The sequence below is a fragment of the Escherichia sp. MOD1-EC6475 genome, assembly GCF_003046645.1.
GTDB lineage: Bacteria > Pseudomonadota > Gammaproteobacteria > Enterobacterales > Enterobacteriaceae > Escherichia > Escherichia ruysiae.
In genome coordinates, this window is the sequence record NZ_PZKQ01000011.1 from 16,670 (window position 1) to 37,863 (window position 21,194).

The 21,194-nt window shown below is 50.4% G+C and carries 22 protein-coding genes and 1 pseudogene; 6 read left to right on the forward strand and 17 right to left on the reverse strand.

Translation table 11 applies throughout. The features are described from left to right. Positions 1–19: 19 nt before the first annotated feature. Positions 20–1,081 (reverse strand): 7-bladed beta-propeller protein YncE, encoded by a 1,062-nt coding sequence (gene yncE / locus A7589_RS02370; RefSeq protein ID WP_000550658.1) that lies wholly within the window; start codon positions 1,079–1,081, stop codon positions 20–22. A gap of 240 nt (positions 1,082–1,321) precedes the next feature. On the opposite strand from yncE, the gene pqqU reads away from it, so the two are divergent. Beyond that, a complete protein-coding gene (gene pqqU / locus A7589_RS02380) occupies positions 1,322–3,424 on the forward strand; it encodes a TonB-dependent receptor PqqU (RefSeq protein WP_105282638.1) in 2,103 nt (700 codons plus the stop codon). A 39-nt stretch (positions 3,425–3,463) separates the two neighbouring features. On the opposite strand, the gene curA is transcribed toward pqqU, so the two are convergent. Further along, complete coding sequence (curA, locus tag A7589_RS02385; protein ID WP_000531466.1) at positions 3,464–4,501, reverse strand: NADPH-dependent curcumin/dihydrocurcumin reductase; 1,038 nt, start codon at positions 4,499–4,501, stop codon at positions 3,464–3,466. A gap of 180 nt (positions 4,502–4,681) precedes the next feature. Between curA and A7589_RS02395 the strand changes: the two genes are divergently transcribed. Both A7589_RS02395 and A7589_RS02400 read left to right on the forward strand, forming a co-directional pair. Continuing rightward, positions 4,682–5,200 carry a GNAT family N-acetyltransferase gene (locus A7589_RS02395; RefSeq protein WP_000027830.1) on the forward strand — a complete coding sequence of 173 codons (519 nt, stop codon included), beginning with the start codon at positions 4,682–4,684 and terminating at the stop codon, positions 5,198–5,200. Continuing rightward, a complete protein-coding gene (locus A7589_RS02400) occupies positions 5,197–5,646 on the forward strand; it encodes a DMT family transporter (protein ID WP_001076559.1) in 450 nt (149 codons plus the stop codon). The genes A7589_RS02395 and A7589_RS02400 overlap by 4 nt, the downstream gene beginning before the upstream one ends. Here A7589_RS02400 and ydcY read toward each other — a convergent pair whose 3' ends face one another. Next, positions 5,647–5,880 (reverse strand): DUF2526 family protein YdcY, encoded by a 234-nt coding sequence (gene ydcY / locus A7589_RS02405; RefSeq protein ID WP_000018633.1) that lies wholly within the window; start codon positions 5,878–5,880, stop codon positions 5,647–5,649. 85 nt (positions 5,881–5,965) lie between these two features. Next, positions 5,966–6,139 carry a GhoT/OrtT family toxin gene (locus A7589_RS02410; RefSeq protein WP_000051844.1) on the reverse strand — a complete coding sequence of 58 codons (174 nt, stop codon included), beginning with the start codon at positions 6,137–6,139 and terminating at the stop codon, positions 5,966–5,968. Positions 6,140–6,332: 193 nt separating this feature from the next. On the opposite strand from A7589_RS02410, the gene yncL reads away from it, so the two are divergent. Continuing rightward, the gene (yncL, locus tag A7589_RS02415) at positions 6,333–6,428 is read left to right on the forward strand and encodes a stress response membrane protein YncL (protein ID WP_071598995.1); all 96 of its coding nucleotides are present in this window, start codon (positions 6,333–6,335) and stop codon (positions 6,426–6,428) included. Between the two features lie 98 nt (positions 6,429–6,526). On the opposite strand, the gene patD is transcribed toward yncL, so the two are convergent. The 8 genes and pseudogenes from patD to hicA form a co-directional block, all read right to left on the reverse strand. Continuing rightward, entirely contained in the window at positions 6,527–7,951 is a 1,425-nt protein-coding gene (gene patD / locus A7589_RS02420) for an aminobutyraldehyde dehydrogenase (protein ID WP_001163917.1), read from the reverse strand. Positions 7,952–7,972: 21 nt separating this feature from the next. Beyond that, entirely contained in the window at positions 7,973–8,767 is a 795-nt protein-coding gene (locus A7589_RS02425) for an ABC transporter permease (protein ID WP_000555449.1), read from the reverse strand. Beyond that, positions 8,757–9,698 (reverse strand): annotated as a pseudogene (locus tag A7589_RS02430) (ABC transporter permease). The gene A7589_RS02425 and the pseudogene A7589_RS02430 overlap by 11 nt, the downstream one beginning before the upstream one ends. Next, entirely contained in the window at positions 9,699–10,712 is a 1,014-nt protein-coding gene (locus A7589_RS02435) for an ABC transporter ATP-binding protein (protein WP_000220386.1), read from the reverse strand. A 17-nt stretch (positions 10,713–10,729) separates the two neighbouring features. Next, positions 10,730–11,875 carry a putative ABC transporter substrate-binding protein YdcS gene (ydcS, locus tag A7589_RS02440; RefSeq protein ID WP_105282637.1) on the reverse strand — a complete coding sequence of 382 codons (1,146 nt, stop codon included), beginning with the start codon at positions 11,873–11,875 and terminating at the stop codon, positions 10,730–10,732. A 241-nt stretch (positions 11,876–12,116) separates the two neighbouring features. Then, entirely contained in the window at positions 12,117–13,526 is a 1,410-nt protein-coding gene (locus tag A7589_RS02445) for an aminotransferase-like domain-containing protein (RefSeq protein WP_000760664.1), read from the reverse strand. A 78-nt stretch (positions 13,527–13,604) separates the two neighbouring features. Continuing rightward, a complete protein-coding gene (hicB, locus tag A7589_RS02450; protein WP_077630331.1) occupies positions 13,605–14,021 on the reverse strand; it encodes a type II toxin-antitoxin system antitoxin HicB in 417 nt (138 codons plus the stop codon). Positions 14,022–14,065: 44 nt separating this feature from the next. Then, positions 14,066–14,242, reverse strand: a complete 177-nt coding sequence (gene hicA, locus A7589_RS02455; protein WP_000812246.1) for a type II toxin-antitoxin system mRNA interferase toxin HicA — start codon at positions 14,240–14,242, stop codon at positions 14,066–14,068. 221 nt (positions 14,243–14,463) lie between these two features. Here hicA and A7589_RS02460 point away from each other — a divergent pair, with 221 nt between their 5' ends. Further along, positions 14,464–14,694 carry a YncJ family protein gene (locus tag A7589_RS02460; protein WP_000494239.1) on the forward strand — a complete coding sequence of 77 codons (231 nt, stop codon included), beginning with the start codon at positions 14,464–14,466 and terminating at the stop codon, positions 14,692–14,694. 93 nt (positions 14,695–14,787) lie between these two features. Here the strand turns inward: A7589_RS02460 and rlhA are convergent, their stop codons facing one another. Together rlhA and A7589_RS02470 are read right to left on the reverse strand one after the other, a co-directional pair. Then, on the reverse strand, positions 14,788–16,749 hold the full coding sequence (gene rlhA / locus A7589_RS02465) for a 23S rRNA 5-hydroxycytidine C2501 synthase (RefSeq protein ID WP_010356229.1): 1,962 nt from the start codon (positions 16,747–16,749) through the stop codon (positions 14,788–14,790). A gap of 72 nt (positions 16,750–16,821) precedes the next feature. Then, positions 16,822–17,358 carry a helix-turn-helix domain-containing protein gene (locus A7589_RS02470; RefSeq protein WP_000429072.1) on the reverse strand — a complete coding sequence of 179 codons (537 nt, stop codon included), beginning with the start codon at positions 17,356–17,358 and terminating at the stop codon, positions 16,822–16,824. A gap of 52 nt (positions 17,359–17,410) precedes the next feature. On the opposite strand from A7589_RS02470, the gene ydcO reads away from it, so the two are divergent. Further along, the gene (gene ydcO / locus A7589_RS02475) at positions 17,411–18,622 is read left to right on the forward strand and encodes a BenE family transporter YdcO (protein WP_071988075.1); all 1,212 of its coding nucleotides are present in this window, start codon (positions 17,411–17,413) and stop codon (positions 18,620–18,622) included. 34 nt (positions 18,623–18,656) lie between these two features. Here the strand turns inward: ydcO and A7589_RS02480 are convergent, their stop codons facing one another. From A7589_RS02480 to tehA, 3 genes are all read right to left on the reverse strand, one after another. Beyond that, the gene (locus tag A7589_RS02480) at positions 18,657–19,325 is read right to left on the reverse strand and encodes a DUF3313 domain-containing protein (RefSeq protein ID WP_001261028.1); all 669 of its coding nucleotides are present in this window, start codon (positions 19,323–19,325) and stop codon (positions 18,657–18,659) included. A gap of 283 nt (positions 19,326–19,608) precedes the next feature. Continuing rightward, positions 19,609–20,202 (reverse strand): tellurite resistance methyltransferase TehB, encoded by a 594-nt coding sequence (gene tehB / locus A7589_RS02485; RefSeq protein ID WP_108188705.1) that lies wholly within the window; start codon positions 20,200–20,202, stop codon positions 19,609–19,611. Next, positions 20,199–21,191, reverse strand: a complete 993-nt coding sequence (gene tehA, locus A7589_RS02490; RefSeq protein WP_001190281.1) for a dicarboxylate transporter/tellurite-resistance protein TehA — start codon at positions 21,189–21,191, stop codon at positions 20,199–20,201. The genes tehB and tehA overlap by 4 nt, the downstream gene beginning before the upstream one ends. Positions 21,192–21,194: the final 3 nt, after the last annotated feature.

The following is a 21,194-nucleotide window of genomic DNA, read 5'->3' on the forward strand; positions in this document are numbered from 1 at the left end:
TCCTCCATGTCTGTGTCTGTTACAGCGCAATACGAATCACATCGTCCGGCTGAGTGGCTTCTTGCTGTTTAGTCGATTTTTGCTTCACGCTGACATACAGCGTTTTGCCATCGGCAGAAAGCGCCAGGCTGTTAGGATGGGTCGGCGTGTCGAACGTTTTCACCACTTTGTAGTTTTTCGCGTCAATCACACTGACTTTCCCCGCCTGCCGATGCGTCACGTAGGCTTCATTACGCGCCGGGTTAAACAATACAGCCAGTGATTCCGGTGCCGCTACCTTCGCCAGAATATTGCCGTTACGGGTATCGACCACTAACACTTCTGCCGCTTTGGAGTCAGTGATAAATGCTCGCTGGTTGGCAGTATCGAGACTGATGTTGATAAAGAAATGCTCTTTGCCATCATCCAGCAGCTTTTTACGGCTCAGGATTTTATTGTCGGCGGTGTCGATGGTAATCAATTCGCCGTCAGCGTTAGTGGTGTAAAGACGTTTGCCTTTGCTATCCAGCGCCAGACCGGTACTCATTTTACCGGTGTTCTGGATGGCAGTTTTCAGTTTGATATTCTCGCCATCAACCACCCAAATCACACTCTCTTTCCCAATACCGCTGATGTAAACAGTGTTCGTAGCATCATCAGCAACCAGCTCACGCGGCTGTAGCGGACGCACTTCTTCTGTACGTTTGCGATCGTCCAGTACCAGACGCCCTTTCACTTCGCCCGTTTTGGCATCAATTGCCGTGACCGCACTGTTTACTGTGTTACCAAACCACAACGTTTGAGTCGCGTTGTTGATAGTGGCGCCAAACGGCTTGAGATCGTTATGAATTGCCTGAGTGACTTCCAGAGTCACCGGATCGAGACGATAAACCACACCGCCTTTGTCCAGTTTGCGGCTTTGCGATGTGGCGAGCCACAGCGCGTTTTCCTGCTGGCTATAAGCCATTTCGTAGGCACCTTTACCTACCGCTTTACGCAGCATTTCTTCCGCTGCCTGCGTACTGAATGATGAAGCAACGAGCAATGAACCTAACAGTAGCGAACCACGCAGGCGCGATGAAAACAGATGACGTAAATGCATGACGACTCCCTTTGATGAACCGATTTATAGCTGCTTCACAATGCTTCGTTGAGCATAATCTTCGTTACGCCCTTGTTATAAATGGGAATGGTAATCATTATTTTCTCAAATGTGGAGCATTTCTTGTCGCTACGACTACAATTTTCCCAATTGATTAACGTATTGTGCCGTTTTGTTTTCTATAAATTTACAAATTCATTACCATGACGGTGTTTTCCCATTCTTAACCTGGCTTTTTTCATGAAGATCTTTTCCGTCCGACAGACCGTTTTGCCCGCACTGATTCTCCTTTCTCCTTCAACTTTTGCCGCTAATGAACAAACCATGATTGTTAGCGCCGCGCCGCAGGTAGTTTCTGAACTGGACACACCCGCTGCGGTAAGCGTGGTCGATGGCGAGGAGATGCGTCTGGCAACGCCGCGCATTAATTTGTCTGAATCACTGACCAGTGTGCCTGGTTTGCAGGTACAAAACCGGCAGAACTATGCGCAGGATCTCCAACTGTCTATTCGCGGATTTGGTTCCCGTTCCACTTACGGTATTCGCGGTATTCGCCTGTATGTTGATGGCATTCCCGCCACTATGCCTGACGGACAAGGGCAAACGTCTAATATCGATTTAAGTAGTGTGCAAAACGTGGAAGTGCTACGAGGCCCCTTTTCTGCCCTGTATGGCAATGCGTCTGGCGGCGTAATGAACGTCACCACACAAACCGGCGAACAGCCACCAACTATTGAAGCCAGCAGTTACTATGGCAGTTATGGTAGCTGGCGCTATGGACTGAAAGCGACGGGCGCAATGGGCGACGGCACACAGCCTGGCGATGTCGATTACACCGTCTCAACCACGCGTTTTACGACCCACGGTTATCGTAACCATAGTGGCGCACAGAAAAATTTAGCCAATGCCAAACTGGGCGTACGCATTGATGACGCCAGTAAGTTAAACCTGATTTTCAACAGTGTGGACATCAAAGCCGATGACCCTGGTGGGTTGACCGAAACAGAATGGAAAGCGAATCCGCAACAAGCGCCTCGTGCTGAACAGTACGACACGCGTAAAACCATCAAACAAACTCAGGCTGGATTACGCTACGAGCGCAGCCTTAGCGCGCAGGATGAGATGAGCGTGATGATGTACGCAGGCGAACGGGAAACGACCCAGTATCAGTCGATCCCGATGACCCCGCAGCTTAACCCGTCACACGCAGGCGGTGTAATTACCCTGCAACGTCATTACCAGGGTATAGACAGTCGCTGGACACATCGTGGCGAACTGGGTGTTCCGGTCACTTTCACTACTGGCCTGAACTATGAAAACATGAGTGAAAACCGAAAGGGTTACAATAACTTCCGCCTTAATAACGGCGTGCCGGAGTACGGACAAAAAGGTGATTTGCGTCGCAACGAACGCAATCTGATGTGGAACGTCGATCCCTATTTACAAACCCAGTGGCAACTAACCGACAAACTGTCGCTGGATGCTGGCGTGCGCTACAGCTCCGTGTGGTTTGATTCTAACGATCATTACGTTACCCCCGGCAATGGTGATGACAGCGGTGATGCCAGTTATCACAAATGGCTTCCTGCGGGATCGTTGAAATACGCCATGACCGATGCCTGGAATGTCTATCTGGCAGCCGGACGCGGTTTTGAAACACCAACCATTAATGAGCTTTCTTACCGTGCCGACGGGCAAAGTGGCATGAACTTTGGTTTAAAACCGTCCACTAACGACACAATCGAAATCGGCAGTAAAACGCGTATCGGCGATGGCTTGTTTACCGCTGCGTTATTCCAGACCGATACCGATGATGAAATCGTTGTTGATAGCAGTAGCGGCGGGCGTACCACTTATAAAAATGCCGGGAAGACGCGTCGTCAGGGGGCCGAGCTGGCGTGGGATCAGCGTTTTGCCGGAGATTTCCGTGTGAAAGCGTCGTGGACGTGGCTTGACGCAACTTATCGCAGCAATGTTTGTAACGCTCAGGACTGTAATGGTAACCGAATGCCCGGGATCGCCCGCAATATGGGCTTTGCGTCGTTAGGTTATGTGCCAGAAGAAGGCTGGTATGCAGGCACAGAAGCACGTTATATGGGCGATATCATGGCGGATGACGAGAATACGGCAAAAGCGCCCTCTTACACTCTCGTCGGTTTGTTCACCGGCTATAAATATAATTACCGTAATATGACAATAGATTTATTTGGTCGTGTCGATAATTTATTCGATAAAGAATATGTCGGCTCGGTGATTGTTAATGAATCCAATGGTCGATATTACGAGCCTGCGCCTGGGCGGAATTATGGTGTAGGCGTAAATCTCGCATGGCGATTTGAATAATATTCATTAGTGGCGGCAAGAATGCCGCCACCTGAAATGTTAATCATCATCCGCAACACGGATCACGACTTTGCCGAAGTTTTTACCATTCAGCAGGCCGATGAATGTCTGCGGGGCGTTTTCTAAACCATCGGTAATTTGTTCACGATAGTGAATTTTCCCCTCCTTCACCCATTGCCCCATCTCTTGCTGGAACTCATGGATGCGATGACCATAATCCTGACTAATAATAAACCCTTGCAGGCGAATACGTTTTTTCAGCACCGTAGCCATAAGTAGCGGTAAACGATCCGGCCCGGAAGGCAGTTCGGTGGAGTTATAACCGCTCACTAAACCGCAAACGGGAATACGCGCGGATGTATTGAGTAAAGGCAGCACCGCATCAAACACCTTACCACCAACGTTTTCATAATAGATGTCCACGCCTTTCGGACACGCTTTCGCCAGTTGTTCGGCAAAATCATCTGCGTGATGATCAAGACAAACATCAAAACCCAGAACGTCTATGGCATGACGACATTTTTCCGCGCCACCGGCAACACCCACCACGCGGCAACCTTTTAGTTTGCCGATTTGCCCCACTGTCGCGCCAACCGGCCCAGTTGCTGCAGCAACTACCAGCGTTTCTCCCTTTTTGGGTTGACCGATATCCAGCAGCCCCATATAAGCCGTAAAGCCAGGCATTCCCAGCACACCCAGTGACCACGAAGGATTTTCCGGATGATCGCCAAGTTTCACCAGATCATCGCCACTGGATATGTCGTAATCCTGCCAACCGCTGTAACCCAGCACCCAGTCGCCAGGCTGGTAATCCGGATGATTAGATTCCACCACCCGACTCACCGTGCCGCCGACCATCACGCCACCAATATCAACCGGTGGTGAATAGGATGGCTCATCGCTCATGCGCCCGCGCATATACGGATCCAACGACAGGTAGACCGTGCGTAATAACACCTGTCCTTCACCCGGTGTGGCGACATCATCTTCTTCAAGACGGAAATTCTCCGGAACCGGCGCGCCGTATGGACGCGACGCCAGAACCCAACGGCGATTACGCTGCTTTTGTTGCCCCATAATGCTCTCCTGTGCTTTTGGCATGAATCCATCAATAGTAGCAGGCTCACTGGATTGGTTTTGTTTTCAGCCGTCACATCCCCTCTGCAACACGCAATAATTTCATTGAGGAATCCGTTGCTTCGGGCTGTTTTCGATAGTATTGATAACGTCATCATCATTATTTTATCGAGGCTTAAGATGTCCATCCGTTCTGCCCGCAAAGCCGATTGTGCTGCAATTGCGGAAATTTATAACCACGCTGTACTGCATACGGCAGCTATCTGGAACGACCAGACTGTGGATACAGATAACCGCATTGCCTGGTTTGAAGCACGGACTTTATCGGGTTATCCGGTGCTGGTGAGCGAAGAAGATGGCGTAGTTACAGGATATGCCTCGTTTGGTGACTGGCGTAGTTTCGACGGTTTTCGCCATACCGTGGAACATTCGGTTTATGTCCATCCGGATCATCAGGGTAAAGGTCTTGGGCGAAAATTGTTGCGCGCGTTGATTGATGAAGCGCAGAACTGCGGTAAGCATGTGATGGTTGCCGGCATAGAATCACAAAATCAGGCGTCGTTGCATCTGCACCAGTCGCTGGGATTTGTCGTCACAGCGCAAATGCCACAGGTAGGCACTAAATTTGGTCGCTGGTTGGATCTCACCTTTATGCAATTACAACTTGACGATCGTAGCGAACCGGATTCACTCGAATGAATCAGTCGCTTACCCTTGCCTTTTTGATTGCTGCCGGGATTAGTCTTGTGGTGCAAAACACATTGATGGTACGCATCACCCAGACATCCTCCACCATCCTTATCGCCATGCTGCTGAACTCACTGGTGGGGATTGTGCTGTTCGTGTCTATTTTATGGTTTAAGCAAGGAACAGCAGGCTTTGGCGAACTGGTGTCCAGCGTGCGCTGGTGGACTCTAATCCCAGGTTTGTTGGGATCGTTTTTTGTTTTTGCCAGTATCAGCGGATATCAGAATGTTGGCGCGGCAACGACCATTGCTGTACTGGTCGCCAGTCAACTTATTGGCGGTCTGGTGCTGGATATTTTCCGCAGTCATGGCGTGCCACTTCGGGCGCTGATTGGCCCAATTTGCGGGGCAGTTTTATTGGTAGTTGGCGCCTGGCTGGTGGCCAGACGCACGTTTTAATCAGAGGATGGTGCCGCCTTTGGTTAACTGTTCGTGGCGCGCTTCCATATCTTCTTTATGCTTGCGACCGTGATGAGCAATTGCGGTGCGCAAACGCTGCTGCTGGGTGTAACGATCTTCCCGGCTTAACTCTGCGTCATCGCTCAGGGCGATTAACAACTCGTTCATATGGGCAATGACGCTCTCCTCAATCGCGGCATCCACGCGCGCGATGACTTCATCCAGATGCGACATACTTTCTCCTCAGCCACTTGTGAAATTTATCGATTCACCCAAATGATATAAGTCTGCGTTGTGCCGTCAAGCCAGCGAGTGAGATTTAAAATAGAGAAAACAGTAGCGCCACCGGAAAACTCATCGGCCATGTAATCCCCACCAGAAAGGCGCTCAGAAAGCGAATGCTCTTCTTATCGTGGGAAAGAAACCAGGTAATGAGAAAGGCGATTGCTGCCATGACAGCATAAAAAACAAGCAAACATTGAAAAAGAGACATGTACGGGCATCCAGCCAGATGAATAAAACGCGCGCAAATATGCGTCATTTCTTGATGTATATCAAGTTTTCAGTCCATTTGAGATAAATTCAATAACCTACGGCATGTTCTTGTCCATCTTCAGAATAAGTATGATTGCGGATTTTCTTAACCCGTACTATACACATAAGGGCTATGACAAAAGGTGGCAAAAATGAACGTTTCCAGTAGAACTGTAGTGCTGATAAATCTCTTTGCTGCTGTTGGGTTGTTTACTCTTATCTCTATGAGATTTGGATGGTTTATCTGATGTAGCAAAATTGCACGCAGTACGCACTGTCAGAGAAAAATCAACTCTCTGACAGTACGTTAGATCTTCTCACACTCTCCAGATTTACAACATTATCCTTAATGTTTAACCATTACGTGGCGTACTACGGTGTAATCTTCCAGCCCATAAAGTGACATATCTTTGCCATAGCCTGAGAGTTTCTGCCCGCCGTGCGGCATTTCACTTACCAGCATGAAATGGGTATTAACCCAGGTGCAGCCATATTGCAGACGCGCGCTGACGCGATGCGCCCGACCAACATCTTTCGTCCATACCGAAGAGGCCAACCCGTACTGGCTGTCATTCGCCCAGTTAACCACTTGTTCTTCGCTATCGAAAGCCGTCACGCTCACTACCGGCCCAAATACCTCTCTTTGGACGATGGCATCTTCTTGTAACGCACCCGCCAGCAGTGTCGGCGCATAATAATAACCATTACCCTGCCGTTTTTCACCGCCGGTGATCACCTTAATGTGTCCCGTCGCCTTCGCCTCTTCCACCGCCCGGCTGACGCGTTCGAGATGTGCCTGCGAACTTAAAGGACCAAGCTCTGTGGATTCATCATCCGGCGCGCCTGATTTTAACGTTGCCACTGCGGCACCAAGTTTTTCTACCAGCACGTCGTAAATGCCTTTTTGCGCGTAGATACGACAGGCAGCAGTACAATCTTGCCCGGCATTGTAATAGCCAAATGTACGCACACCTTCGACAACCGCTTCAATGTCAGCATCATTAAAGACAATCACTGGCGCTTTACCGCCAAGTTCCATATGAGTGCGCTTAATGGACGGTGCGGTATGACTGATGATGTGCTCCCCAGTGGCGATAGACCCCGTCAGCGACACCATCCGCACTTTGGGATGACCGGTCAGCGGATCGCCCACCGTTTTGCCTCTGCCAAACAGTACGTTGATCACGCCTGCCGGGAAGATATCTTTCGCCAGTTCTGCCAACTTCAACGCTGTCAGCGGGGTAATTTCTGATGGTTTAAGCACTACGCAGTTCCCTGCCGCCAGCGCCGGAGCCAGTTTCCACGCAGCCATCATCAGCGGATAATTCCACGGTGCAATAGAGGCTACAACCCCCAACGGATCGCGGCGGATCATCGAGGTATGACCTTCAAGATATTCGCCTGCCGCCAGACCGTTCAGGCAGCGCGCCGCTCCGGCGAAAAAGCGAAAGACATCGACAATCGCCGGAATTTCATCATTGAACGCACTATGCAGCGGTTTGCCACAGTTACGGGACTCCAGTTCGGCAAAAACCTGACCGTTTTCTTCGATAACATCCGCCAGTTTCAGCAGGCATTCTGCACGCGCTTTCGGCGTGGTTTGCCCCCATTCAGCAAATGCTGCATCTGCCGCGCGAACAGCAGCATCCACCTGTTCTGCGGATGCCTCGGCAATCTCCAGTAATACTTCCCCCGTTGCCGGATTATAGACAGGCTGTTTTTCCCCTTCGCCGCTAACCAATTCTCCGTTAATCAGTAACTTATGTTGCATAGCATATTCCTGTATCAGTGGTTATTGACCATTGTCGCCTTCGCGGGTTAGCCACCAGGCTCCCAGGATCGGCAAGGTTGTTACCAACATAACCAGCAGTGCCACCACGTTGGTTACCGGTACATCACGCGGTCGCCCAAGCTGATTGAGTAACCACAGTGGTAACGTTCGTTCATGACCTGCCGTAAAAGTCGTAACGATGATTTCATCGAACGACAAGGCAAACGCCAGCATTCCTCCTGCCAGTAGCGCCGAACTGAGATTCGGCAACACCACGTAGCGGAAGGTTTGCCAGCCATTGGCTCCAAGATCCATTGACGCCTCTACCAGACTCCACGAGGTACGGCGAAAACGGGCGATGACATTGTTAAACACCACCACTACGCAAAAAGTCGCATGACCGACTACGATGGTGAAAAATCCCGGCTCCAGATTGATAGTTTTAAACGCGGTTAATAACGCCAGGCCTGTGACAATGCCCGGCAACGCAATAGGCAGCAGCAGTAACAGCGAAATGGCGTTTTTGCCGAAAAAGTCTCGTCGCCAGAGCGCGGCGGCTGCCAGCGTCCCTAACACCAGCGCGATCAATATCGCCAGCGTCGCCACTTTAAGTGACAGTGTCACGGCATCAAGAATATCACTGCGCTGTGCCGCCACGCTAAACCAGTGCAGCGTCAAACCTTGCGGTGGAAAACTAAACGCCGCATCTTCAGTGTTAAAAGCATAGGCCGCGATAATCAGGATGGGAAAATGGAGGAAAACCACGCCGCCCCAGGCCGCCAGTTTGAGGAAAAACGGTGCGCGTTCAGAGTGCATCGAACGCTCCCAGACGTTTCACGAACGCCAGGTACAGTGCGATCAAAACAATCGGCACCAGGGTGAACGCTGCTGCCATCGGCATATTGCCAATCGCGCCTTGCTGCGAGTAAACCATGTTGCCAATAAAATACCCTGGCGGACCAACCAGTTGCGGGACAATAAAATCGCCCAGCGTTAGCGAGAAGGTAAAAATAGACCCGGCTGCAATGCCAGGGATCGCCAGCGGTAACACCACATAACGGAAGGTTTGCCGTGGACGTGCGCCTAAATCCGCTGAGGCTTGCAAAAGTGACGATGGCAAACGCTCCAGCGCCGCCTGTACCGGCAGGATCATGAACGGTAGCCAGATATAGAGAAACACCAGAAAGCGCCCAAGCCCGGAAGTTGACAGCGTATTGCCGCCCACCGCAGGTAATGTAAGGAACGCAGTCAGCAGTGGTTCCAGCCCAAGATGTTGTAAAAACCACTGAGCCACGCCATCTTTTGCCAGCAATAACGTCCAGGCATAGGCTTTAACAATGTAGCTCGCCCACATCGGCAACATTACCGCAATATAAAAAAACGCTTTCATCTTACCGCTGGTGTAGCGCGCCATATACCACGCCATTGGAAACGCCAGAAAAGCACTGGAGATGGTCACAGCAACTGCCATGGTTAACGTGCGCAGAATGATGTCATAATTGGCCGGATTAAACAGCGCGCGGATATTCGCCAGTGTCAGTTCCGGTGTTACCGACATGGTGAAATCATCAAAGGTATAAAAGCCCTGCCATAACAGCGTCAGCAGCGAACCGAAATAGACAATGCCAAACCACATCAACGGGCCAAGCAGCAGCAAAAACAGCCCCAGCCCCGGATTCCGCTAGAAGAAACCGGACACCTTGCCCAGACCTGGACGTGAAGGTGATTGCAATACGTTCATCGCCATTCACCTCTCCTCAACCAGCGGCACCATCACATCGCGCGCCCAGGAAACCATCACCTGTTGTCCTGGAGTAAGCGTAGCGGGGAGTTCTTCCCCCGTCATATTGGCCTGACTAACCAGCAGTTTTTCACCGCCGCTCAGTGTCAGTTCAAAACGGGTCGCCGCGCCCTGATACTGCACCGCCTGGATCGTGCCATTAGCCTGCACTTCGCCAGGTGTATTGAGGCGAATATGTTCCGGGCGCAATGCGAAGCTACCCATCATTCCGCAAAGTTTCTCTGCCATCAGCGCATCAAAAACATTTGATGTCCCAACGAATCCGGCAACAAACGGCGTGCGCGGGCGCATATAGAGATCACGTGGTGAATCGACCTGCTCAATGCGACCGTTGTTGAATACCGCAACACGATCGGACATTGATAATGCCTCGCCCTGATCGTGGGTAACGAAGATAAACGTAATGCCGAGAGACTGTTGCAGCTTTTTCAGCTCAAGTTGCATCTGCTCACGCAACTTGAGATCCAGCGCGCCGAGTGGTTCATCCAGCAATAATACGCGCGGTTCATTCACTAACGCTCTGGCGATAGCAACCCGCTGGCGCTGGCCTCCAGAAAGTTGTGATGGCTTACGTTGCTGAACAAAACCCAGCGCCACTTTTTCCAGCGCCTCTTGCGCCATGATGTAACGCTGTTTTTTCTCCACACCTTTGACCATCAGCCCGTAGGCCACATTATCGAGAATCGACATATGGGGAAACAGCGCATAGTCCTGGAAAACGGTATTAACATCCCGCTCCCACGGTGGCAGATTGCTGGCGGGTTTACCAAAGATAGCGATCGCCCCGCCGGAAAGTTGTTCAAATCCGGCAATCAGGCGCAGGCAGGTCGTTTTGCCGGAGCCGGACGGCCCCAGCATTGAAAAGAACTCACCATCTTTTATCGCAATACTGACGCCATCTACCGCGCGCACGTCACCGTACAACCGCGAGACGTTGTCAAACTCCACTGCGTACGTCATAAAACACCTCAGCGAAGTTAGCGACCGCCCATAATGGCAATGTAATCCTGCGTCCAGCGACTGTAGGGAACAAACTTGCCCCCTTCTGCTATAGGCGTTTTCCAGAAGGCGATTTTATCGAAATAGTTAAAACCGTTGGTCTCACAGCCTTTTTCGCCTAATAACGGACTGGCTTTACATCCTTCCGGCACTACCGGCAACGAGCCAAACCAGGCCGCCACATCGCCCTGCACTTTTGGCGTTAATGACCAGTTCATCCATTTGTAGGCGCAAACCGGATGTTTCGCTTCGCTATGCAACATGGTGGTGTCGGCCCAGCCGGTAACGCCCTCTTTCGGGAATACGGTAGCGATCGGTTGGCCTTCGGCTTTCAACGCGTTGGCCTGATAGGGCCAGGCACTGGAAGCCACGACACCCTCGTTTTTGAAATCGCTCATTTGTACGGTGGTGTCATGCCAGTAGCGATGGATTAACCCATGCTGATCGCGCAGCACTTTCAGCACCGCCTGATACTGTTCTTCGGTGAGTTGGTATGGATCGCTGATGCCCAACTGCGGCTGCGTAGCTTTGACAAACAACGCGGCATCGGCAATATAGATGGGGCCATCATAGGCTTGTACCCGGCCTTTGTTGCTCTTGCCGTCCGGCAGATTCTGCTCAACAAAAACCACTTGCCAGCTATCCGGCGGTGTCGGGAATGTTTTGGTGTTGTACATCAACAGGTTAGGCCCCCACTGATACGGCGTACCATAAACTTTACCGCCGACGTTAAACCAGTCGCCTTTTACTACACGAGGATCGAGTGTTTTCCAGTTAGGGATGAGCGCGGTATTAATCGGCTGCACGCGTTTACCCATAATCAAACGCAGCGAGGCATCGCCGGACGCCGTAACCAGATCGTAACCCCCTTTGGTCATCAGGCTGACCATTTCATCGGAAGTCGCGGCGGTTTTCACATTCACCGCGCAACCTGTCTCTTTTTCGAATTGCGTTACCCAGTCGTATTGTTTATCGGTTTGTCCGCGTTCGATATATCCCGGCCAGGCGATTATATCCAGGCGCCCTTCCGATTTATCTAAATTGGCGGGGGGCTCGGCGGCGTGGGCAGTCATTATTGCCATGGTGAGCGCACACAGGCTGCTGCGGGCAAATGTCTTGCTCATAAGGTCTTACTCCTGTCGTAATTAATTGTTCAGCCGCCGTGCCGTAAAAATATCTCCTTGTTTAACCATAGACGGCGGCTTGCAGGCACACCTTCGCCCCTGAGAAAATTTAATCAGGTTGTGAGCTAACGCGCATTATGCCGTCTGTGAAGCTATCTTCTGGAGTATAGACAAGGGGTTACGAAATATGGCTTCTATTCGAAATTCATATTACCCAACCTGAGAGGAATTAAATTGAAAGCTACTTAAGATGTTCTTGAATAAGTTTGCCTAATTCTTTTACTGCCTGCTCTTCACGCTCTCCCCATTGCCACGCGGTATTAAAACGGAAAAAACGCGACCAGCGTTCGCCAGTAGAAAACATTTTACCCGGCGCAATACTGATGTGATGCGCCAGTGCCGCCAGGCTTAATTCACCCGCATCTAACGGTTCGGGAAGTTCCAGCCAGAGAAAATAACCACTGTCGTTATGGTGTATTTTCACTTCCGCAGGCAGGTAACGCAGCAGCGCCTGCCAGGCGCGTTGTTTGCGTTCCGCAAGCTGACGACGTAGACGACGCAGATGGGCGTCGTAACGGCGTGTAGAAAGGTAATCCACCAGGGCAAGCTGCATCGGTGAACTGGTGGAAAGTGTACTCATCAACTGCAACCGTTGGATTTTACGCGCATGTTTTCCTGCGGCGACCCAACCGATGCGAAAACCTGGCACCAGACATTTGGAGAATGATGAACAATGCAGCACGCCATCGTGGCGATCCCACGCTTTTGCGGGCAGCGGTTTTTCCCGTCCAAAGTAAAGTTCGCTGTAGACGTCATCTTCAATCAGCATCACGTTGTACTGACTAAGGAGTTCTACCAGCTGTGCTTTTTTCTGTGGCGTTAAGGTAAAACCGAGCGGGTTCTGGCTGTTGGTCATTAACCAGCACGCTTTCACTGGATACTCTTGTAACGCCAGTTCAAGCGCCTGAAGGTCGATCCCTTCGTTAACATCCGTCGCCACCGATAACGCCTTCAGCCTTAGCCGCTCCAGCGCCTGTAACGCGCCGTAGAAACAAGGATTCTCGACAATCACCCAGTCACCCGGTTCGGTTACCGCTTGTAAACTGAGATTTAGTGCTTCCAGCGCCCCGGCGGTGATGACGATCTCATCGGGCGAAATTGTGATGCCCTGTAGAGCATAGCGACGAGCAATAGCCTGCCGCAGTTCTGCGTTTCCTGGCGGTAAGTTTTCAATCACGCTCATCGCCGTTGCGGTTTTGCTTACCTGGGCTAGGGAGCGATTAAGTTGTTGAAGCGGAAACAAGCGCGGATCGGGAAAAGCGGACGCAAACGGCACCACTGAAGGATCGCGACTGGCCTGCAACATGTCAAAAATATAGGTATTGATATCGACCGTTTCATCACGTGTGACCGGAATGACTGGCGCTTTCGGCAATTTTAATGCCTGTGGCGCAACGTAATAACCCGACTGCGGTCGCGCGATAATATGTCCCTGACTTTCGAGCAACTGATAGGCATGGCTGACGGTCATAAAGCTCATGCCAGAAAGCGCCACCTGTTCACGCAACGAAGGCAAACGATCGCCGGGTTGCCAGATGCCCGACACAATTTGCTCGCGTAATTGTTCTGCCAGTTGCTGGTATTTTTTCATTATCGGATCGTTTTTATGTGCAGATAATCCGGCAGTCTATATCAGTTGTTAAAAATGACAACTTTTCGTTAACTGTAATTAAACCATCACCAGCGATAACTCTTTGCCCAGAGCTTTAGCCGCAAGCTGGACGGCGTCGATTTTTGTCGCATGGTGCAAATCAAACAAGCGGGTGATCTCCTGCTTAGGTTTACCAATTCGCTTCGCCAGCTCTTGCTGGGTGATTTCTGACTGCAAAAAAGCATTTAGCAGCAATACCTTAGAGGCGACGCTTAAAGGTACTTCAATAAAGTGATCGTTATTATTTAATGGCGAAGGTAACGGGATAAGCTCGTTGTCTTCAAAATAAAAATCAAATGCGGTGATTAAGGCATCTTTTGCTGCCTCCATCGCTTCAGCGACAGTTTCTCCCTGAGTCAACGCTTCAGGAATATCCACAAAAGAAACCACATAACCGCCTTCCGGCGCGGGTGTAAGAGTGACGGGATAACGCATAATTTCGACTGTCTCTCGCATGTCATTAACCTTTTAACTGGCGATTAACTCAAACCGAGTTGTTTCAGAATGGCTTTACGCAATGGTTCTTTGATCTCATCGCTTGGGTGACGCGGCATGACACTGCGCCTCCCGCGAAACCGGAGTTTCAAATGGTTGCTGCCATTCGCCACATCGACGCCCTGAGATTCGAGCCAACGTCTGAACTCGTTTTGTTTCACATCGCCTCCCTGCCGCTGAGTATATCAACAAAGTAAACATTATTGTTTACCTCCGTGTGTAATTTGCTCGAAAATAGCACTTAATCGCCGCAACGGCAGAATGCGATGCAAAATCAGGAAGGCTGATTCCAGAATTTCTTTGCGCTAATTTGCAAAACTGAATAATAACCTCAAGAAACTATCGGCATCATAGCGGCAAAAGGTAAGAAAAAGGTGTCGGGATGTTTACGAAGGCGTTATCGGTTGTCTTATTAACGTGTGCGCTGTTCTCTGGGCAGTTGATGGCAGGACACAAAGGACATGAATTTTTGTGGGTAAAAAATGTGGATCATCAACTGCGTCATGAAGCGGACAGTGATGAATTGCGCGCCGTTGCGGAAGAATCGGCAGAAGGTTTGCGCGAGCATTTTTACTGGCAAAAGTCACGCAAACCAGAAGCGGGACAGCGTTGAGTCGTTTGTTGCCGGATACGGTATGAACGCCTTACCCGGCCTGTAATATCTTCAAATTCAATAAGTTGCGAAAAGGCCTGAAAACTTGCATTTTTACCCTTTTCGCTTCGGCAATGTTTTCATCAGTTCATCCGGGCTTACGGAGGCGACAACACTCCCCGGTAACGGCATTTTCAGAATGTGATTTTTGATTTTGCCGATGACGTGCATCTCACACGGGCGGCAATCAAACTTCAGCGTTAACACTTCATCACCATTAACCAGCTGCATTGGCGTTGCTTTCCAGCTTTTTATATTACCTTTCGCCTGCTTCGGACACAGATTGAAGGCAAAGCGCAGACAGTGCTTGGTGATCATTACCGGCACTTCGCCCTTCTCTTCATGCGCTTCATAGGCAGCATCAATCAGTTGCACACCATAGCGATGATAAAATTCACGCGCTTTCTGGTTGTAAACGTTCGCGAGGAAACTCAAATGTGTTTGCGGATAAACTGGCGCAGGGTCAGCAACCGGTTTACGACTACCGCGCTGATAACTGGCAAGACGCGCAGCATCCAGCATTTCAGCAGCCTCACGGCGGAACTGATTTAACAGACTGTTTGGCACAAACAGCGCACCCGGCAAGTTAATTTGTACATTACGAGCGTAATAGATAGTCTGCCCCAGCTTCGACAATCCTTCGGTCAGATTGTTGAGTGCTTTTTCGGCATTATTCGCCTCGTCGAACTGCCCGTCCAAGGTATGCGTGATATTGACGCCCTCTTCGCTGGTCAGAGTCAGAATCAATTGTTCCTGCCAGCCGCCCAGTTCAATGTCTACCGCCACCCGACGTTCGCTGGAGGTTTTGGTCAGCGCCTGCTGCCAGTTATGGTCCAGGTTGCGATTAAGCGGATGGTGTGGGCGAATTTTGTGCAGCTCCGCTGGCATCTCATTTGGCCAGACGCGGTACTGATTTTCCCCGGTTTTTTCTACCGTATTAGCGCGAAAACCGACGACTTCACGTTTAATCATCACGTTCAGGCCATCACCGTTAGCCAGTGGTTCGGTCACCTCAACATCAAGATGATCTTTCGCCACTTTCACGACTTCACCCACCGGCAGGCCGATAAATTTCGGCGAATCGAACGCGCCAATATCGCCTTTACGCGCGTTAACAAAGTAGTCTGTACTGCCACGATGGAAGGTTTTTTCCGTCGACGGAACAAAGAAATGTTCAGTACGACCGGATGAAGCTCGCGCCAGATCGCCACGTTCTTCAATAATGGCATCCAGCATCTGGCGATAATGGGCGGTGATATTCTTCACGTAGCTCATATCTTTGTAACGCCCTTCAATCTTGAAGGAACGCACACCTGCATCAATCAACGCGCCCAGGTTGGCAGTCTGATCGTTATCTTTCATCGACAGCAGATGTTTTTCATAGGAAACCACCCGCCCCTGATCGTCTTTCAACGTATATGGCAAACGGCACGCCTGGGAGCAATCACCACGGTTGGCGCTACGCCCTGTTTGCGCATGAGAAATGTAGCACTGACCGGAATATGCCACGCACAGTGCACCATGAATAAAGAACTCAATGGTCGCGTCCGTGGCCTGATGAATCGCGCGGATCTGCTCCAGATTAAGCTCACGCGCCAGCACAATCTGCGTAAAACCGACGTCCGAAAGAAACTTCGCTTTCTCTACAGTGCGAATATCACACTGCGTACTGGCGTGTAGTTCAATCGGCGGAATATCAAGTTCCAGAATCCCCATATCCTGAACGATCAGTGCATCAACGCCTGTCTGGTAAAGGTCGGTAATCAGTCGCTGCGCCGGTTCCAGTTCATCGTCATGCAAAATGGTGTTAAGCGTGACGAAAATTTTTGCACCATAACGATGGGCAAATGGCACCAGCCCGGCAATATCTTTCAGGCTATTACTGGCATTATGACGGGCACCAAAACCAGGGCCGCCGATATAAATAGCATCGGCACCGTGCAAAATAGCTTCGCGGGCAATGGCGGCATCGCGTGCCGGACTTAACAGTTCAAGGCGATGAGAAGATACGGTCACATTCTTATCCAGTAGCTGAAAAATGGCGGCTATTTTAGCCACAAGCGCGACGTTGCGAAATAGTTTTCCCGCTTAACTGCGTGGGTAATGAATGAGGGAATGAAAATGTACGGCTTGCTTGCCGCCATTACGATAGATATGCATGACGTCGGCAGCAAAACGAGCACCTTCTCCGCAATTAAGGCTACGCCATTCACCATCAACGCACAGATCTAGCTGCCCATCAATGACGACAACATGCTCAATTACCCCCTTTTCGTGCGGCGTCGATTCGCTTATTGCACCGGGTGCCATCTGAATCGAGAAGTGTTCAAAGCAAAGTTGCGGATCATAAGGAAACAGCGAAGTGATCACCATTGCCTGCTGTTGTGGATCATAAACTGATGGCGTGACGGTCTGTGGCGGCGAAATAAATGTCGAAAATGGCACGTTCATCCCGGTGGCAATTTTCCATAATGTCGCGACCGTCGGGCTGGATTCATTGCGCTCGATCTGCCCTAACATCGCTTTAGAAACGCCCGTGGCTTCTGCCAGTCGCGAAAGACTCCAGCCTCGCTGCTGACGAAGATGTTTTAGCGTGGCGGATAAATAGTGAGCGAGATTTTCCATGCGAGTCCTCCTGCAAAACAGGAGTTTATCACTTGTGCGTTATAACGGACAAATGATACGGTGCCTGTACGCTATAACGCACGAGGTGACTATGCGTCTGTTTTCTATTCCCCCACCCACGCTACTGGCGGGGTTTCTGGCGGTATTGATTGGCTACGCCAGTTCAGCAGCAATAATCTGGCAAGCGGCGATCGTCGCCGGAGCAACCACTACACAAATCTCCGGCTGGATGACGGCGCTGGGACTGGCAATGGGCGTCAGTACGCTGGCGCTGACATTATGGTATCGCGTGCCTGTTCTCACCGCCTGGTCAACGCCTGGCGCGGCGTTGTTAGTCACCGGTTTACAGGGATTAACGCTCGGCGAAGCCATCGGCGTTTTTATAGTCACTAATGCATTAATTGTCCTCTGCGGCATAACGGGACTCTTTGCTCGTCTGATGCGCATTATTCCGCACTCGCTTGCAGCAGCAATGCTTGCCGGGATTTTATTACGCTTTGGTTTACAAGCGTTTGCCAGTCTGGATGGTCAGTTTACGTTGTGTGGCAGTATGTTGCTGGTGTGGCTGGCGACGAAAGCCTTTGCGCCACGCTATGCGGTGATCGCCGCGATGATTGTTGGGATCGTGATAGTTATCGCACAAGGTGACGTTGTCACAACTGACGTTATCTTTAAACCCGTTCTCCCTGCTTATATCGCCCCTGATTTTTCGTTTGCTCATAGCCTTAGCGTTGCCTTGCCTCTGTTTCTGGTGACGATGGCATCGCAAAACGCACCGGGTATTGCGGCAATGAAAGCGGCCGGGTATTCGGCTCCGGTTTCGCCACTGATTGTATTCACTGGGTTGCTGGCGCTGGTTTTTTCCCCTTTCGGGGTTTATTCCGTCGGTATTGCGGCAATTACTGCCGCTATTTGCCAAAGCCCGGAAGCGCATCCGGACAAAGATCAGCGTTGGTTGGCTGCCGCCGTTGCGGGCGTCTTTTATTTGCTTGCGGGTCTGTTTGGTAGCGCCATTACCGGAATGATGGCAGCCCTACCGGTTAGCTGGATCCAGATGCTGGCTGGTCTGGCGCTGTTAAGCACCATTGGCGGTAGTTTGTATCAGGCGCTACATAATGAGCGTGAGCGCGACGCTGCTGTGGTGGCATTTCTGGTAACAGCGAGCGGGCTGACATTGGTTGGGATTGGTTCGGCGTTTTGGGGATTAATTGCCGGCGGCGTCTGTTACGTGGTGTTGAATTTAATTGCTGACAGAAACCGATAATAAGAAGCGCCATCTTACGATGGCGCGGCTGGCATTACTTTTTGTTAACGTCAAACATGGTGGCATCGGTCGCCATGTCATCAATAACTTGCTTAATGTTTTCAAAAGCCATTGGCGTACTTTCGTTATTCAGATCTTTACCTTCGCCCTGACGAACGACTTTGATAACAGGTTTATTGGTAGCCGCATCAATCAGTTCACCTTCAAAGTACAGGCGGGTATCCATGGTACGGTGACCGGTTGCCATTTGTGTTCCCGCTACCACTAATGCAACAGGAACCACTTCATAGAATTGCAGCCCTTCTTTGCTTGTATCAACACCGGTAATGGCACCACGGAAAATCAGACTACGCGGGCCAGCGGTAGTCACCAGTGGTTTACGCTGCGCAATCGCTTCTTTCATTTCGGTATTGGTATAACTCAAAATTCTATCCAGCACTTTCTGCCCTACCTGAGTAGAAGGTTTTGGCACCGGATAATAAGTGATTGGATTCCAGACAATACTGTCATATTTACTTTGGTCGAAATCAGGGGAAACCCAGCGTAAAACGGGTTTACCTGTTGCCGATGTTGTTTCTTGAAGATCAGAGTAATTCTTTAAAAAGCCAGAGTATTTATCCGGCTGGGTGATTTTAGAGGCACAGCCGGACAGAGCCAACAAGCCGCATAAAGCTGCAACTTTCGCAATTGATGTGGTACGCATGAATAGTTTCCTGAGATGATTATATTACTTTTTAAGTTATAGCAAAAAGCACCGCTTCGTGTTGTGGCAAAAAAAGTGTTGGCAGAAATAAATTTATCGGCCCCTTTTTCGACAATATAGTCAATGCTGAAAAAGGAGCTGAGTCAATCATCATTGATTTATTTTCAGAGACTTGAGGCGATAAAAAAGCACATCCGCTGTGACTTATTTCACATCATCCTGCTAAAAAATATGCTTACCGAATAGATCAACAGGCAAACTTCTTACGTTGATCCTTTTCAGGTCATTTTTTACGTGCCAGCATAGTCGCGAAACGCAGTTTAATACGATTACCGTTGGCATCGGTGCGGTGTAATTCACCGACATCTTCATTGTATTTCAAGAAATCCCAGCCTTCATAATAACGATGTAGCTCCCCTTCTTTGAAGGCAAACGGAAAGCCGACGGTACATGGAAAATCAGCGGTATCCATCGCCGCCACAATCAGATTGTAACCGCCAGGTTTAGTGCAACGTTGCATATTGCCAATCAGCCCTGGGATGGTTTTCGCCTCCAGGAACATCAGCACCACAGTCGAAAGAATAAAATCGTACTGTCCATCAAACGTGAGGCTATTCAGATCGACAACCTGAGTACGTAAATTTTCCAGATTTTCAATGGCTTTAATGCGCTCAACGTTGGCAATACTCATGGCATTTTTATCCCATGCGTCCACATCATAACCATTGGCTGCAAGGTAAAGACTGTTACGTCCATTGCCACAGCCCAAGTCCAGCGTTTTCCCCGGTTTAACGATTTTCACAGCTTCCAGAACTTCGGAGTGTGTGCGGGTGAGTTCGTATTTGTTAGTAAAGTAGTTTTCGGCACGAATGATCATTCTCTGTCCTCGGATTTCATTAAAACGGCGCGCTCAGTTCTGATTAACAATTTTCCCTGCATCAGAAGCGCGAAAGTACGGATGAGCAATAATGCAATAATAAAATTGGTAAAGATAAACAGCGGCACCGCCAGTGTATGGAAAAAGCCATTATCGCTGCCGCTTCCCAGATGCAAACCGGTGGTTGCCAGCGCAGAAACACCGAACGAAAAACTCCAGAATGAGGCATTAAACGGCTGTGAGAGATACCACGGCATCAGGCGCAGCATAAACAGCAATTGCAGCAGCCCATAGCCAAAGAGCATTTTCGCCAGCGTGTCACCCTCGCCGCCATTGACGCTCAACCAGGCGCTACAAGCCACCAGCGCAGGGGCAAGCTGAATGCCGAGCGATGTCCGCAGCGCCGTGGGTAATTCTCCCGAACTGCGCAGTCGTTGAAGGATCACCGGTTCAAGGCTTAACCAGGAGAAGACGCCAGCCCCTAAAAATACCAGTCCGGCATCGGTATAACCCAGCGCACCGCAGGCCATCGCGCTGATAAAGTTATTGGCAACCGTCGGCAAATAAAGCCCCGGTGTCGTCGCTTCTTCAGGGTGAGAACCGCGCCATAATCCGGCAGTTTGCCAGGCGGCGTAAACCAGTTGAATCACTACCCCAACGCTGAACAGACACACCGCCAGCGGGCGATACCACGGCACAAAACCAATTGCCACCAGCATCGTCGTCGCCGGAAACAAACTAACAAAACTGCTCATCACCGGATGGCGCACTTCCGCCAGCACGCTGTGCGGAAAGCGCATAAGTCGGGTAATAAATGCGGTGGTCAATAATCCCCAGATGACCATCGCCAGAATCACCAGCCCATCCCCCAACCAGTGACTGACCTGCCAAACCTGGCTGGCATAGCGCCAGGCAAATCCCATCCCTATCGTCCCCAACACAATGCCAAAATAACCTGCCGGTAAATTGAGCACTTTATCGCTCTGCATCTT

Coding starts and splice junctions, on each gene's coding strand:
- yncE (WP_000550658.1), bottom strand. CDS start 1,081: ATGCATTTACGTCATCTGTTTTCATCGCGCCTGCGTGGTTCGCTACTG.
- pqqU (WP_105282638.1), top strand. CDS start 1,322: ATGAAGATCTTTTCCGTCCGACAGACCGTTTTGCCCGCACTGATTCTC.
- curA (WP_000531466.1), bottom strand. CDS start 4,501: ATGGGGCAACAAAAGCAGCGTAATCGCCGTTGGGTTCTGGCGTCGCGT.
- A7589_RS02395 (WP_000027830.1), top strand. CDS start 4,682: ATGTCCATCCGTTCTGCCCGCAAAGCCGATTGTGCTGCAATTGCGGAA.
- A7589_RS02400 (WP_001076559.1), top strand. CDS start 5,197: ATGAATCAGTCGCTTACCCTTGCCTTTTTGATTGCTGCCGGGATTAGT.
- ydcY (WP_000018633.1), bottom strand. CDS start 5,880: ATGTCGCATCTGGATGAAGTCATCGCGCGCGTGGATGCCGCGATTGAG.
- A7589_RS02410 (WP_000051844.1), bottom strand. CDS start 6,139: ATGTCTCTTTTTCAATGTTTGCTTGTTTTTTATGCTGTCATGGCAGCA.
- yncL (WP_071598995.1), top strand. CDS start 6,333: ATGAACGTTTCCAGTAGAACTGTAGTGCTGATAAATCTCTTTGCTGCT.
- patD (WP_001163917.1), bottom strand. CDS start 7,951: ATGCAACATAAGTTACTGATTAACGGAGAATTGGTTAGCGGCGAAGGG.
- A7589_RS02425 (WP_000555449.1), bottom strand. CDS start 8,767: ATGCACTCTGAACGCGCACCGTTTTTCCTCAAACTGGCGGCCTGGGGC.
- A7589_RS02435 (WP_000220386.1), bottom strand. CDS start 10,712: ATGACGTACGCAGTGGAGTTTGACAACGTCTCGCGGTTGTACGGTGAC.
- ydcS (WP_105282637.1), bottom strand. CDS start 11,875: ATGAGCAAGACATTTGCCCGCAGCAGCCTGTGTGCGCTCACCATGGCA.
- A7589_RS02445 (WP_000760664.1), bottom strand. CDS start 13,526: ATGAAAAAATACCAGCAACTGGCAGAACAATTACGCGAGCAAATTGTG.
- hicB (WP_077630331.1), bottom strand. CDS start 14,021: ATGCGTTATCCCGTCACTCTTACACCCGCGCCGGAAGGCGGTTATGTG.
- A7589_RS02460 (WP_000494239.1), top strand. CDS start 14,464: ATGTTTACGAAGGCGTTATCGGTTGTCTTATTAACGTGTGCGCTGTTC.
- A7589_RS02470 (WP_000429072.1), bottom strand. CDS start 17,358: ATGGAAAATCTCGCTCACTATTTATCCGCCACGCTAAAACATCTTCGT.
- ydcO (WP_071988075.1), top strand. CDS start 17,411: ATGATACGGTGCCTGTACGCTATAACGCACGAGGTGACTATGCGTCTG.
- A7589_RS02480 (WP_001261028.1), bottom strand. CDS start 19,325: ATGCGTACCACATCAATTGCGAAAGTTGCAGCTTTATGCGGCTTGTTG.
- tehB (WP_108188705.1), bottom strand. CDS start 20,202: ATGATCATTCGTGCCGAAAACTACTTTACTAACAAATACGAACTCACC.
- tehA (WP_001190281.1), bottom strand. CDS start 21,191: ATGCAGAGCGATAAAGTGCTCAATTTACCGGCAGGTTATTTTGGCATT.